This is a genomic window from Pseudomonas sp. MPB03, assembly GCF_046605385.1.
GTDB lineage: Bacteria > Pseudomonadota > Gammaproteobacteria > Pseudomonadales > Pseudomonadaceae > Aquipseudomonas > Aquipseudomonas zanjanensis.
In genome coordinates, this window is sequence record NZ_CP176770.1 from 1431883 (window position 1) to 1444121 (window position 12239).

The 12239-nt window shown below is 60.8% G+C and carries 11 protein-coding genes; 8 read left to right on the forward strand and 3 right to left on the reverse strand.

Going from position 1 to position 12239, the window contains the following annotated elements; all coding sequences use genetic code 11:
• The first annotated feature begins 2 nt into the window (after positions 1-2).
• Entirely contained in the window at positions 3-1391 is a 1389-nt protein-coding gene (locus ACLH0I_RS06180; RefSeq protein WP_411386570.1) for a transporter substrate-binding domain-containing protein, read from the forward strand.
• 162 nt (positions 1392-1553) lie between these two features.
• Complete coding sequence (locus ACLH0I_RS06185) at positions 1554-1841, forward strand: DUF3509 domain-containing protein (RefSeq protein ID WP_250963637.1); 288 nt, start codon at positions 1554-1556, stop codon at positions 1839-1841.
• Positions 1842-2236: 395 nt separating this feature from the next.
• Here the strand turns inward: ACLH0I_RS06185 and ACLH0I_RS06190 are convergent, their stop codons facing one another.
• Positions 2237-3436: a CaiB/BaiF CoA transferase family protein gene (locus ACLH0I_RS06190; protein WP_411386571.1), complete on the reverse strand. Its 1200-nt coding sequence runs from the start codon at positions 3434-3436 to the stop codon at positions 2237-2239.
• A 146-nt stretch (positions 3437-3582) separates the two neighbouring features.
• Here ACLH0I_RS06190 and ACLH0I_RS06195 point away from each other — a divergent pair, with 146 nt between their 5' ends.
• The 3 genes from ACLH0I_RS06195 to ACLH0I_RS06205 all read left to right on the forward strand — a co-directional run bounded on the left by ACLH0I_RS06195 (position 3583) and on the right by ACLH0I_RS06205 (position 7467).
• A complete protein-coding gene (locus ACLH0I_RS06195) occupies positions 3583-4125 on the forward strand; it encodes a YaeQ family protein (protein ID WP_122568769.1) in 543 nt (180 codons plus the stop codon).
• A 168-nt stretch (positions 4126-4293) separates the two neighbouring features.
• The gene (gene recJ, locus ACLH0I_RS06200) at positions 4294-6003 is read left to right on the forward strand and encodes a single-stranded-DNA-specific exonuclease RecJ (protein WP_411386572.1); all 1710 of its coding nucleotides are present in this window, start codon (positions 4294-4296) and stop codon (positions 6001-6003) included.
• Between the two features lie 357 nt (positions 6004-6360).
• Positions 6361-7467, forward strand: coding sequence for an NADH:flavin oxidoreductase/NADH oxidase (locus tag ACLH0I_RS06205; protein WP_411386573.1), 1107 nt, complete (start codon positions 6361-6363; stop codon positions 7465-7467).
• Positions 7468-7669: 202 nt separating this feature from the next.
• Here ACLH0I_RS06205 and ACLH0I_RS06210 read toward each other — a convergent pair whose 3' ends face one another.
• Positions 7670-9298: a glucan biosynthesis protein D gene (locus ACLH0I_RS06210; protein ID WP_411386574.1), complete on the reverse strand. Its 1629-nt coding sequence runs from the start codon at positions 9296-9298 to the stop codon at positions 7670-7672.
• A 362-nt stretch (positions 9299-9660) separates the two neighbouring features.
• Between ACLH0I_RS06210 and ACLH0I_RS06215 the strand changes: the two genes are divergently transcribed.
• The 3 genes from ACLH0I_RS06215 (at position 9661) to ACLH0I_RS06225 (ending at position 10653) form a co-directional block, all read left to right on the forward strand.
• The gene (locus ACLH0I_RS06215) at positions 9661-9846 is read left to right on the forward strand and encodes a hypothetical protein (RefSeq protein WP_411386575.1); all 186 of its coding nucleotides are present in this window, start codon (positions 9661-9663) and stop codon (positions 9844-9846) included.
• Positions 9847-10006: 160 nt separating this feature from the next.
• Positions 10007-10252 carry an AbrB/MazE/SpoVT family DNA-binding domain-containing protein gene (locus tag ACLH0I_RS06220; RefSeq protein WP_411386576.1) on the forward strand — a complete coding sequence of 82 codons (246 nt, stop codon included), beginning with the start codon at positions 10007-10009 and terminating at the stop codon, positions 10250-10252.
• The gene (locus ACLH0I_RS06225; RefSeq protein WP_411386577.1) at positions 10252-10653 is read left to right on the forward strand and encodes a type II toxin-antitoxin system VapC family toxin; all 402 of its coding nucleotides are present in this window, start codon (positions 10252-10254) and stop codon (positions 10651-10653) included. Before ACLH0I_RS06220 ends, ACLH0I_RS06225 begins: the two co-directional genes overlap by 1 nt.
• 63 nt (positions 10654-10716) lie before the next feature.
• Here ACLH0I_RS06225 and ACLH0I_RS06230 read toward each other — a convergent pair whose 3' ends face one another.
• Positions 10717-12141: a gamma-aminobutyraldehyde dehydrogenase gene (locus ACLH0I_RS06230; RefSeq protein ID WP_411386578.1), complete on the reverse strand. Its 1425-nt coding sequence runs from the start codon at positions 12139-12141 to the stop codon at positions 10717-10719.
• Positions 12142-12239: the final 98 nt, after the last annotated feature.

The following is a 12239-nucleotide window of genomic DNA, read 5'->3' on the forward strand; positions in this document are numbered from 1 at the left end:
AGATGTCGTTTTTTATCAAAGGCAAGCCAGCCCTGGGCTGGGTAATGGTCCTGGCCCTGATGTACTGGACGCAGGGAGGCAACTCGGCGGCGTTGGCGGCTTTCGAAGCGCCACCGCTCAACTCTGGCGAACGGCTGGTGCTGGACGCGCAAGAGTTGAAGTGGGTCAAGGAGAACCCCCGGGTCATCGTGGCCACGATGCAGTTTCCGTTGTACTTGTTCAAGAATGAGCAGGGACAGTGGAATGGGTTGAACCACGATATTCTCCAGCGCATTACGCACATGACCGGCCTTGAGTTTGTCCATCGGGAGTCGTTCTCTCCCGGTGAGTTGCTGACGATGCTGGGAAACGGCGAAGCCGACATGACCACCCTTCTGGCGATGAATGAAGAGCGCCGGGATTTCCTCAGTTTCAGCCACGCATTCGGCGGTTTCGGCTGGGTATTCGTCGGCCGTGACGGGGAATCGTCTCTCCATTCGTTGGAGCAACTCGAAGGGAAGGTCCTGGCATTGCCGGCACGGCATGCATTGGAAGCGGAAATCCGGCGCGATTACCCGGCGATCAAATTGCACACGACCAAGACCTATGCCGAGGCACGTGCGCTGGTAGAGAGCCGGGAAGCCTATGCCACCATCGAAAATGAAACCGGGATGCATCTCTATCCGGCCGGGCAGTTGCAGGTCGGCAGCGGCCTGGAGGGCAGGTGGGAACCGGACTACCTGGCGGTGCGCAAGGACTTGACGGTGCTGTTGGGTATCTTGAATAAGGCCTTGGAAGCTTTCCCTGCCGAGGACATGCGTGCACTGCGTTCGAAATGGATGGCCGGCACGACCCCAGCCCAGGCGCCTACGATCTGGGCGCGGATATCCAGTTGGGGTTACTGGTGTGTGACCGTGGTCGTGGTCTTTGGTCTCTTGTCCCTGCTGTGGAACCGCCGCTTGCAGATACAGATCGACCAGCGCCTCAAGGCCGAAGCGGTCCTCAAGGATCAGTTGATGCTCCAGCGGGCCTTGATGGATGCCATTCCCGACCCGATTTTCATCCGTGACCTGGAAGGGCGCCTGATCATGTGCAACAAAAGCTATGAAGAGCAGTTCGCGACCCGCTTCGAAAAACTGCGGGGCACGCGGCTCACCGACTCGGCATCATTCCCGCCGGCCACCGCCGAGCTGCTGCATGGGGAAGTGATGGAGCAATTGCGCACCGGCCAGTCTCGGTTCGTCGACCGGCAATTGATGTTCAGCGGCGTATTGCGGGAAATCTATCATTGGTCGGTGCCGTTCTATGGGGCCGATGGGCACTTGCGCGGGATTCTGGGGGGCTGGACCGATGTCGGGCGCCGGTGGCGCCGTTGCGACAGGGGCTTGGCTGTGCCGGCCGTCAGCCCCTGACGGCTCCCGGAGAAGGCTGTTGTTTGACTGTCATATTGGACGCGCATGCTCGGTTGAACAGGTTGAGGCGTATCGGTTCGGTGCGCTGACGAACTTTCTGCTGCGGCCCACGGTCATTGACTGTGTACATGCAGTTGTTTCGGACTATTGAAGGGTGAGCGAATGGAAAGTATCAGCCTATTGCTGAATGAAGCCTTGAGCCCGTATCAGGTCTCGCTGACTCCCTCCGGTGCCAAGGGCGAATGCCGGGTCACGCTGAGGAATGCCAGCGGGAGCATCATGGTCGAGCGAGTGTTCAATCAGGCCCAATTGACCGACAAGCGTCAGTTGACCGACGTGGTCGATGGCCTGCATCGCGATGTGCTGATTGCCGAGGGTCGCCTGGAGCCCTGTGTGATTGCGGCATTGCGCAATCTGGCGCGCGACAAGGTCATGGTCGCGGCGAATTGACCGGGTTTTTGTGGGAACCTTCCTACGTCCTGATGAGTCAGACCTTTTACCAGCAAGAGCAAGCATTGTGCTCCGGTGCTTGTCGCTTGTTGTACTAACCATGATTGGTTACGTTTAACCCCGAGTCGTCTCCCCACTTCTCGGGGTTTCTTTTTGCCTGGCTTTTGTGTTTTTAGCGTGGTTTGTCAGGCATTGGCGCCGTTGTGGGAGCAAAGCTTGCTCGCGAGGCGGCCTTATAGCCGATCTGGCTCTCCCAGTCGTACTCCCATCCAATTGTGGGAGCGAGCTTGCTCGCGATTGCGGTGTGCCAGCCAACATAAAGTCGACTGAACGGACGCCATCGCGAGCAAGCTCGCTCCCACAGTTTGATTGAGTGGTTGCCCTCCTGCGGTGCGTCAAATGGCGCCATCACTCCGCAGCTTGGCGATCTGCTGCGCGTCGTAGCCCAGTTCGCCGAGCACCTGGGCATTGTGTTCACCCAATGCCGGCCCGACCCACTCGGAGGTGCCCGGGGTGTCGGAGAGTTTCGGTACGATCCCTGGCATCTTGAACGCCTTGCCGTCTGGCAGCTTGGCTTGCAGGAACATTTCACGGGCCAGGAATTGCGGGTCGCTGAACATGTCTTCGGCGCTGAAGATCCGGCTGGCCGGTACCCCGGCCTGGTTCAGTTGGTCGATAACGCTGTCGAGCGGCAGCCCGTTGACCCAGCGATCGATGACGCCGTAGAGCTCATCGCGCCGGCTGTCACGGCCATCATTGCTGGCCAGTTGCGGGTCGTTGGCCAGGTCGTCACGGCCGATGATCTGCATGAAGCGCTTGAAGATCGCATCGCCGTTGGCGCCAATCTGCACGTGCTTGCCGTCGGCGCTGGTGTGGATGGACGAGGGGGTGATGCCGGGCATGATGTTGCCGGTTCGCTCGCGGATGAAGCCGAACACGTCGAACTCCGGCACCATGCTTTCCATCATGGCGAAAATCGCCTCGTACAAAGCCACGTCCACCACTTGCCCGGTTCCGCCGTTGATCTCGCGGTGACGCAGGGCCATCAATGCGCCAATCACGCCCCACAGGGCGGCGATGGAGTCGCCGATGGAGATCCCGGTACGCACCGGCGGGCGATCTTCGAAGCCGGTGATGTAGCGCAGGCCGCCCATGGATTCGCCCACCGCGCCAAACCCCGGCTGGTCTTTCATCGGCCCGGTCTGGCCGAAGCCCGAAAGCCGTACCATCACCAGCTTCGGGTTTAGTGCATGCAGCACATCCCAGCCCAGGCCGAGCTTTTCCAACACGCCGGGGCGAAAATTCTCGATCAGGATGTCGGCTTCTCCGATCAGTTTCTTCAGGATCGCCAGGCCTTCGGGGTGCTTGAGGTTCAAGGTCAGGGACTTCTTGTTGCGTGCCTGGACGAACCACCACAAGGATGTGCCTTCGTACAGCTTGCGCCATTTGCGCAGCGGATCACCGCCATCGGGGGATTCGACCTTGATGACGTCGGCACCGAATTCGCCGCAGATTCGCGAGGCGAAGGGCCCGGCGATCAAAGTGCCGAGTTCGATGACTTTGACGCCGGCAAGGGGTTTGGCAGTAAGCGACATGACGGATCCTGTAGGACAAAGCAGAACGGATAGAGCGTTTTATCATAGGCCAGGGCCGGTCGCCGCAGGTTGATGGTCGGCAATTCGTGGATTGCCCGCGTCATCGGTTAGACTTGCCGCCTTTCCTCGTATCAAGAAGCCCGTTCATGGCCCAGCCGTCCACGACCTACAAGTTTGAACTGAACCTCACCGACCTCGACCGCAATGTGTACGAGAATGTGAAGCAGACCATCGCCCGCCACCCTTCGGAAACCGAAGAGCGCATGACCGTGCGCCTGCTGGCCTACGCGTTCTGGTACAACGAGCTGCTGGCATTTGGTCGTGGTCTGTCAGACGTCGATGAGCCTGCGCTGTGGGAAAAAAGCCTGGATGACCGGGTGCTGCACTGGATCGAAGTCGGTCAGCCGGATGCCGATCGCCTGACCTGGTGCTCGCGCCGGACCGAGCGCACCAGCCTGCTGGCCTACGGCAGCCTGCGGGTGTGGGAAGGCAAGGTGATCCCGGCGGTGAAGAACCTGAAGAACGTCAACATTGCCGCCGTGCCCCAGGAAGTGCTCGAAACCCTGGCCAAGGACATGCCCCGGGTGATCAAGTGGGATGTGATGATCAGCGAAGGCACGATTTTCGTGACCGACGACCGTGGCCAGCATGAAGTCCAGCTGCAATGGTTGCTGGGCGAACGTGGTTGAGCCATTGACCCGGCATTGAGCGAGCTCATTGTGGGAGCGAGCTTGCTCGCGATGACGGCAGATCAGTTTGCATTGATGTTGAATGCGCCGCCGTATTCGTGAGCAAGCTCCCACCCAGGCTCTCCTTGCCACAATCTTCATGATTTCCAGAGAAAACTTTGTCCCCCCATGCGCATAGAACCCCGCCAACTGCCCGACACCCTACCGTTCCTCGGTGACCTGCCGCCCCTGTTGACCCGCCTGTACGCAGCACGCGGCGTGCACTCCGAGGCCGAACTGGACAAGAGCCTGGCGCGCTTGATTCCGTTCCAGCAGCTCAAGGGGATCGACGCCGCGGTGGACCTGCTGGTGACGGCGCTGGAGCAACGCCAGCGCATCCTGATCGTCGGGGATTTCGATGCCGATGGCGCGACCGCCAGCACCGTGGGCATGCTGGGCTTGCGCCTGCTGGGTGCGGCCCATGTCGATTACCTTGTGCCCAATCGCTTCGAATATGGCTATGGGCTGACCCCGGAAATCGTCGAGGTCGCTCTGGCCCGCGAACCGCAATTGCTGATCACCGTGGATAACGGCATTTCCAGTGTGGAAGGCGTGGCGGCTGCGAAAGCGGCGGGGCTTCGGGTGCTGGTCACCGATCACCACTTGCCGGGCCTCGAATTGCCGGCGGCCGATGCCATCGTCAATCCGAACCAGCCGGGCTGCGAGTTCCCGAGCAAGGCCCTGGCCGGTGTCGGGGTGATTTTTTATGTGCTGATGGCGCTGCGGGCGCGTCTGCGCAGCCTGGGCTGGTACACCAGCACCCCTCAGCCGAACATTGGCGAATTGCTCGACCTGGTGGCCCTGGGCAGCGTGGCCGACGTGGTACCGCTGGACGCGAATAACCGGATCCTCGTGCACCAGGGCCTGGAACGGATTCGCGCCGGACGCGCCCGGCCCGGCATCAAGGCGATCCTGGAAGTGGCCAAGCGCGACGCAGCGCGGATTACTTCCACTGACCTCGGATTTATCCTCGGGCCGCGTCTGAATGCGGCCGGGCGCCTGGACGACATGAGCCTGGGCATCGAATGCCTGCTCACCGACGACCCGGCCCTGGCGCGGGAAATGGCGGCGCAACTGGACGGCATGAACCAGGACCGCAAATCCATCGAGCAAGGCATGCAGCGTGAAGCCCTGGCCCAGCTCAAGGACCTGCCGGTGGAGTCGATGCCATTCGGCTTGTGCCTGTTCGATCCGCAGTGGCACCAAGGGGTGATCGGCATCCTCGCTTCGCGGATGAAAGAACGTTATTTCCGGCCGACCATCGCCTTTGCCGACGCCGGGGACGGCTTGCTCAAGGGCTCAGGTCGCTCGGTGCCGGGCTTTCACATTCGCGATGCGCTGAGCGTGGTGGCGGCGCAGCATCCGACCCTGATCAGCAAGTATGGCGGTCACGCCATGGCGGCGGGGCTGACGCTGCCGGAAGCGAATTTTCCATTGTTCGCCGAAGCGTTCGACGCGGAAGTGCGCCGGCAACTGCGCGAAGAAGACCTGACCGGCCGGCTGTTGTCGGATGGCGCCCTGGCGGTGGAGGAATTCCATCTGGAACTGGCCCGGGCGCTGCGCCATGCCGGTCCCTGGGGCCAGCATTTCCCGGAGCCGATGTTCCATGGCGTGTTCCAGTTGGTCGAGCAACGCGTGGTGGGCGAACGGCACCTGAAGGTCATCCTCAAGAGCGAGTGCGGCTCGGTGAAGCTCGACGGCATTGCCTTCGGCATCGACCGCGAGATCTGGCCCAACCCTACCGTGCGCTGGGTGGAGCTGGCCTACAAGCTCGACCTCAACGAGTTCCGCGGCCAGGAAACGGTGCAGTTGATGATTGCCCATATCGAGCCGCGGTAGGCGATACGCCGATCGGCCTTTGTGGCGAGGGAGCTTGCTCCCGCTGGACGCGACAGCGTCCCCTTGCAATGTGATGGCTGAAATTCAGGGGGGCCGCTTCGCAGCCCAGCGGGAGCAAGCTCCCTCGCCACGAGATGCAAGCAGCCTTGAGCGAACGGCGTTGCGTCACACCGTCGGTTTTTAAGTTCTGAACCCTCCGTCCTCGCGGGTTGTCGACTAGGCTCTAAGCACTGCTTGATAGCCCTTGTGACGTCTTGTCGAATTTTTTGCCCGCGGGGGCGGGTGTTGTACCTTTTGTCACTCGTCGACTGTTCAAACAGAACCCTGGAGCCTGCCCACTGATTCGAGAGGTGCCCCATGAGTCTGCTGCTGGAACCCTATACCCTTCGCCAATTGACCCTGCCCAATCGCATCGCGGTATCGCCGATGTGCCAGTATTCGAGCACCGATGGCCTGGCCAACGATTGGCACCTGGTGCACTTGGGCAGCCGCGCCGTGGGCGGTGCCGGCCTGGTGTTCACCGAAGCCACCGCCGTGACCGCCGACGGTCGCATCACCGCCCAGGACCTGGGGCTGTGGAACGATGAACAGATCGAACCCCTGCAACGCATCACCCGGTTCATCACCGCCCAAGGCGCCGTGCCGGGCATCCAACTGGCCCATGCCGGACGCAAGGCCAGCACCTGGCGACCCTGGCTGGGCAAGCATGGCAGCGTCAAACCGGCGGATGGCGGTTGGGTGCCGGTCGGCCCGTCGCCGATTGCCTTCGATCCGCAACACACCCAGCCGGTGCAGTTGGACGAAGGGCAGATCGCCGATCTGATCCAGGCCTTCGTGGAGGCGGCCAAGCGCGCCCTCACGGCCGGTTTCAAGGTGGTCGAGGTCCACGCGGCCCATGGCTACCTGCTGCATCAATTCCTGTCGCCGTTGAGCAATCAGCGGCGCGATCAATACGGCGGCTCGTTCGAAAACCGTATCCGGCTGGTGCTGCAAGTCACCGAAGCGATCCGGGCGGTATGGCCTGAAGAACTGCCGGTCTTCGTCCGCGTCTCCGCCACCGATTGGGTCGAGGACGGTTGGAACCCGGATGAGACCGTGGAGCTGGCGCGGCGCTTCAAGGCGCTGGGGGTGGACCTGATCGATGTGTCATCGGGCGGCACGGCCGCCAATGCGGAAATTCCCACCGGCCCGGGTTACCAGACACGCTTTGCCGAGCGGGTGCGCAAGGAGTCGGAAATCGCCACCGGCACCGTCGGTATGATCACCGAACCGGCCCAGGCCGAGCACATCCTGCGCACTTGCCAGGCCGACATCATTTTCCTGGCCCGGGAATTGTTGCGCGATCCTTACTGGGCCCTGCATGCCGATGATGATCTGGGCGGCCGCAAGGCCACGTGGCCGGCGCAATACCAGCGGGCCACCCATCGGGACCAGCCGATTCATGAGTCGGATTTGCGGGACTGAGTGGTCGAAAAACAGGAAGCCCCGGTCGATTGGCCGGGGCTTTTGTTTGTCTAGCTGGATTATTTGATGGCGGTACCGGCCTCATCGCGAGCAAGCTCGCTCCCACAGGGTTGGGTGTGGATTACAGGTTATGTGAACAACACCAATCCACTGTGGGAGCGACCTTGCTCGCGATAGGGCCAGCCCAGACAACCGATTCCTATCAGGGGTACTTACGCTTATCCGGCGCCGGCGGGAAGTACTGGTACAACCAGGTCTCGCTCAAGGTCCGGTCCTTGGTGCGAATGAACAGGCGCATCTGCACCGGGTCCACACGGTCGTCGGTCGGGTACCAATCGAAGGTGATGCGATAGCCCTTGATCGCATCCAGCACCAACACGTTGAAGTCCTTCACTTCGCCGTGGGAGCAGGTCACCACCGGTTCGATGCCGGTGCCCGGCGGCAGTTGGTCGAGGCCACCGCCGCTGAAGTCCACGGCGAAACGGCGTGCCCAGACGGTCGGGTAATGCTCGCCCGGTGCCCAACCTTCGATGAAGCCGCCCATGCCTGAACGGGTGGCGTCGACATGGGCCAGGTCGGTGCTGACCGGCGGCAGGGCGCTCCAGTAGAGCTTGTAGCCATAGTTCAGCGAGTCACCGGCGGCCACCGGTTTTTTCGGCGTCCAGAACGCGACGATGTTGTCCAGGGTTTCGCCGGTAGTCGGAATCTCCAGCAGGTCTACCGAGCCTTCGCCCCAGGCCGTCGTCGGTTCGACCCACAGGCTTGGACGCTTGCTGTACCAGTCCACGGTGTCCTGGTAGCTGGCAAAGTCGTGATCGGTCTGCACCAGGCCGAAGCCTTTTGGGTCCTTGTCGGCGAACGCATTGAATTGCAGGGTGGCGGGGTTGTTCAACGGACGGCAGACCCACTCGCCGTTGCCGCGCCACATGGCCAGACGGTCGGAGTCGTGGATTTGCGGGTGAATGGTGTCGCACATGCGCCGCTCGACGGTGCCGCAGCTGAACATGCTGGTCATGGGGGCGATACCCAGTTGCTCGATGGCGGTACGGGCGTTGACGTGGGCGTCGATCTCCATCACCACCCGGGTCGGCTGGCAATCGATGTCGAATCGATAGGCACCGGTGGCACTGGGGGAGTCGAGCAGGGCGTAGACCACGAAGCGGGTGCTGTTCTTGTCCGGGGTTTCGAACCAGAACTTGGTGAAGTCCGGGAATTCCTCGCGCTTCTTGGCGTAGGTGTCGATGGCCAAGCCGCGGGCGGACAGCCCGTACTGGCCACTGGCATCCACCGCGCGGAAATAGCTGGCCCCCAGGAACGAAACGATGTCGTGCCGATCCAGCTCCGGCGCCTTGAAGACGCGAAAGCCGGCGAAGCCCAGGTCACCTGTCAGTTGCGAGGTGTTGACCGTGGTTTTCTCATAGTTGAACAGCTCCGGACGGAAGTGCACCTCACGGGCCATACGTGTCTTCGGGTCGACACTGTACATGCGCACCGGCTGCTTGAAGCCCATGCCCACGTGGAAGAACTGTGCATCCAGTTGCCGCCCGTCCAGATCATTCCATAACGAATGGTTGGCGTCGTACTGGATGGCGTTGAACTGCAGTGGCGACATCTGGGCCAGGGTCGGTGGCAGGACTTGCTTGGTGTCGACGTAGCGGCTCTCGGCCAGCCGCTTGGCCTGTTCCTTCAAACCGTTGAAATCGAAGGGACGGGCTTCGCCGTCGGCAGTCTGTTCGGCGGCCCAGGCGCGTGCGGCCATGAGCCCGGAGGCCGATAGCCCGGTGTAGGCGGCGAAGGCCATGGAGGCCTTGAGCAGATTCCTGCGGTGCATAAATACAACCTTTCTCGAAACAGCCCCGAGCCGATCCTGGCCACAGCGACTGATAAAGGAGTTCGGACATGCCTTTGGCCAAACGCGACGAACGTTAGAACAGATGCCTGAGAGCTGGATCGGTTCACCGAGGCGCAAAATCATAGGGGAAATACAGGCTTGGAGAGACAGGAAAGCGTGGCCTGGTTAAATTTTCTTACAGTTATTTCTTTTTTTATGCCGATTCCCTGTTTTTTTGACTAATTACTCTAAAACTCCCTTTTCACGCTTTGAATCCTCCCTATTCTTTAGCGTGACAGACGATCCAACCCGGGTTTCAGACGGCGCTATCAGGTCAACCTCGACGTAAAGAAGGACAACTCATGACAAAAATACAGGGCATCACCGAAATGCTGGGGATCTTTCCATGCCTGACCCACCGGCGCAGGACACGCCGGCTCAGCCTGGAAGAATTGAGACTGGTCGAGCGCTATCGGGAGTTGTCGGAAAACGACCGCATCGCCATGCGCTACCTGGTGGATGCGATGCGCAGTGTTTCGCGGTTTTGACCAGAGACCCTGCAGCCTTTAAACGGCCTCGCAATTTTCCTACCAACGAGTGGGAATTTTCAAACGAGGCCAAGCACATCGGCCTACCGTCAGCGGCGGTTGCAGGTCTGAGCGTGAAGTATTACTTTTCTATGCGAAGTAATACTTTGAGGAGAATACAGTGCCGACGACTATGACCAGCAAAGGACAAGTCACCATTCCCAAACCCATTCGCGACGCGCTGCACTTGATTCCTGGCTGTGCGGTAGAGTTCAGCATCAATGCACAGGGCGAGGTAGTGCTGCATGCAGGTAAGCCCGGAACAACCGAGGCAGCTATCGGTGATCGCTTTGAAGCTGTCCGTGGCAGGGCGGATATCAAATGGCGCACAGACGATCTAATGGCCCTGTTGCGTGGTGAAGACTGATGATATTGGTCGATACCAACGTCTTGATCGATGTGCTGGAAGATGATCCGGTTTGGGCTGATTGGTCCATCGAGCAGATGCGTGCCCAATCCAAAATTCACAATTTGGTAATCAATCCAGTTATTTATGCTGAACTGTCCCAGACATTTTCTACCTTCGAAGCGTTGGATGAGGTTGTCGAAGAGATGGGGCTGCTAATGCAGGAGGTACCTCGCCCAGCGTTGTTTTTGGCAGGGAAGGCTTTTGTGCGTTATCGAAAGATGGGCGGTGGCAAAAATAACGTGCTCGCCGACTTTTTCATCGGTGCCCATGCAGCTGTCAAGCGTCTTCCTTTGCTTACACGTGATGCGAAGCGTTACCGAAGTTATTTTCCTTCGGTGCAGTTGGTGGTGCCATTGTGAGGTGCGCTTCACCACGACCAATATCGTCCCCTTGGTCGTGGTGTAATCGCAATTAGCATTGGCTCAATGCTTGAACATCACATGCCGCACCACCGTGTAGTCCTCCAGCCCATACATGGACATGTCCTTGCCATAGCCGGAACGTTTCTGACCGCCATGGGGCATTTCGCTGACGAGCATGAAGTGGGTGTTCACCCAGGTGCAGCCGTATTGCAGGCGTGCCGACAGGCGATGGGCACGGCCGATGTCGGCGGTCCATACCGATGAGGCCAGGCCGTAGTCCGAATCGTTGGCCCAGGCCAGCACTTGCGCTTCGTCGAGGAACGGAGTGACGGACACCACCGGCCCGAAGACTTCCCGGCGGACAATTTCGTCATCCTGCTGGGCGTCGGCCAGCACCGTCGGTTCGAAGAAGAACCCGTTGCCGTCCACGGCCTTGCCCCCGGTGATCAGGCGGATATGCGGCTGGGCGATGGCCCGCTCGACGAAGCCGGCCACACGGTCGCGGTGCTGGGCGGTGATCAGCGGACCCATCTCTGTGTCGGAAGCGTTCTGCAGGCCGTATTTGATGCTGCCCACCGCGGCGCCGAGTTTCTCGACGAACCGGTCGTAGATACCTTGCTGGGCATAGATGCGGCAGGCGGCGGTGCAGTCCTGGCCGGCGTTGTAGAAACCGAAGGTGCGGATGCCTTCCACGGCCGCGTCAATGTCGGCGTCGTCGAAGATGATCACCGGGGCTTTACCGCCCAGTTCCATGTGCATGCGCTTGACGCTGTCGGACGTGCTGGAAATGATGTTCGAGCCGGTGGCGATGGAGCCAGTGAGCGACACCATGCGCACTTTCGGGTGAGTGACCAGCGGGTTGCCGACGGTTTGCCCGCGGCCGAAGATCACGTTAAGCACGCCAGCGGGGAAAATCTCCGACGCCAGTTCTGCCAGGCGCAACGCCGTCAATGGGGTCTGCTCCGACGGCTTGAGCACCACGGTATTGCCGGCGGCCAGGGCCGGGGCGATTTTCCAGGCGACCATCATCAGCGGGTAGTTCCACGGCGCGATGGAGGCGATGACGCCCACCGGGTCGCGACGGATCATCGAGGTGTGCCCGGGCAGGTATTCGCCGCCCGCCGAACCGCTCATGCAGCGACTGGCGCCGGCAAAGAAACGGAACACGTCGGCAATCGCCGGGATCTCGTCGTTCAGCGCGGCGCTGAAGGGTTTGCCGCAGTTATCCGACTCCAGCTTCGCCAGTTCCTCGCCGTGGGCTTCGATGGCATCGGCCAGCTTGAGCAGCAACAAGGAGCGGTCCTTGGGCGGCATTTGCGACCAGGCTTCGAAGGCGTTGTCGGCGGCACGCACGGCGGCATCGACCTGGGCTTCGCTGGCTTCATTGATCTCCACCAGCACCCGGCCCAGCGCCGGGTTGAACACCGCCTGGCAAGGGCCTTCGCCGTTCACCAGATGGCCGTTGATCAGCAGTTTGGTTTGCATGTCCATGTCCTCTTGAAGGTTTCCAAAATCCCCTGTGGGAGCGAGCTCGCTCGCGATGAGGCCGACACATTCAACATCACCGTTTCAGACACACCGCC

What these genes read in the sequence shown, in the direction of transcription:
- ACLH0I_RS06180 (WP_411386570.1), top strand. Translation starts at nt 3, where the DNA reads ATGTCGTTTTTTATCAAAGGCAAGCCAGCCCTGGGCTGGGTAATGGTC.
- ACLH0I_RS06185 (WP_250963637.1), top strand. Translation starts at nt 1,554, where the DNA reads ATGGAAAGTATCAGCCTATTGCTGAATGAAGCCTTGAGCCCGTATCAG.
- ACLH0I_RS06190 (WP_411386571.1), bottom strand. Translation starts at nt 3,436, where the DNA reads ATGTCGCTTACTGCCAAACCCCTTGCCGGCGTCAAAGTCATCGAACTC.
- ACLH0I_RS06195 (WP_122568769.1), top strand. Translation starts at nt 3,583, where the DNA reads ATGGCCCAGCCGTCCACGACCTACAAGTTTGAACTGAACCTCACCGAC.
- recJ (WP_411386572.1), top strand. Translation starts at nt 4,294, where the DNA reads ATGCGCATAGAACCCCGCCAACTGCCCGACACCCTACCGTTCCTCGGT.
- ACLH0I_RS06205 (WP_411386573.1), top strand. Translation starts at nt 6,361, where the DNA reads ATGAGTCTGCTGCTGGAACCCTATACCCTTCGCCAATTGACCCTGCCC.
- ACLH0I_RS06210 (WP_411386574.1), bottom strand. Translation starts at nt 9,298, where the DNA reads ATGCACCGCAGGAATCTGCTCAAGGCCTCCATGGCCTTCGCCGCCTAC.
- ACLH0I_RS06215 (WP_411386575.1), top strand. Translation starts at nt 9,661, where the DNA reads ATGACAAAAATACAGGGCATCACCGAAATGCTGGGGATCTTTCCATGC.
- ACLH0I_RS06225 (WP_411386577.1), top strand. Translation starts at nt 10,252, where the DNA reads ATGATATTGGTCGATACCAACGTCTTGATCGATGTGCTGGAAGATGAT.
- ACLH0I_RS06230 (WP_411386578.1), bottom strand. Translation starts at nt 12,141, where the DNA reads ATGCAAACCAAACTGCTGATCAACGGCCATCTGGTGAACGGCGAAGGC.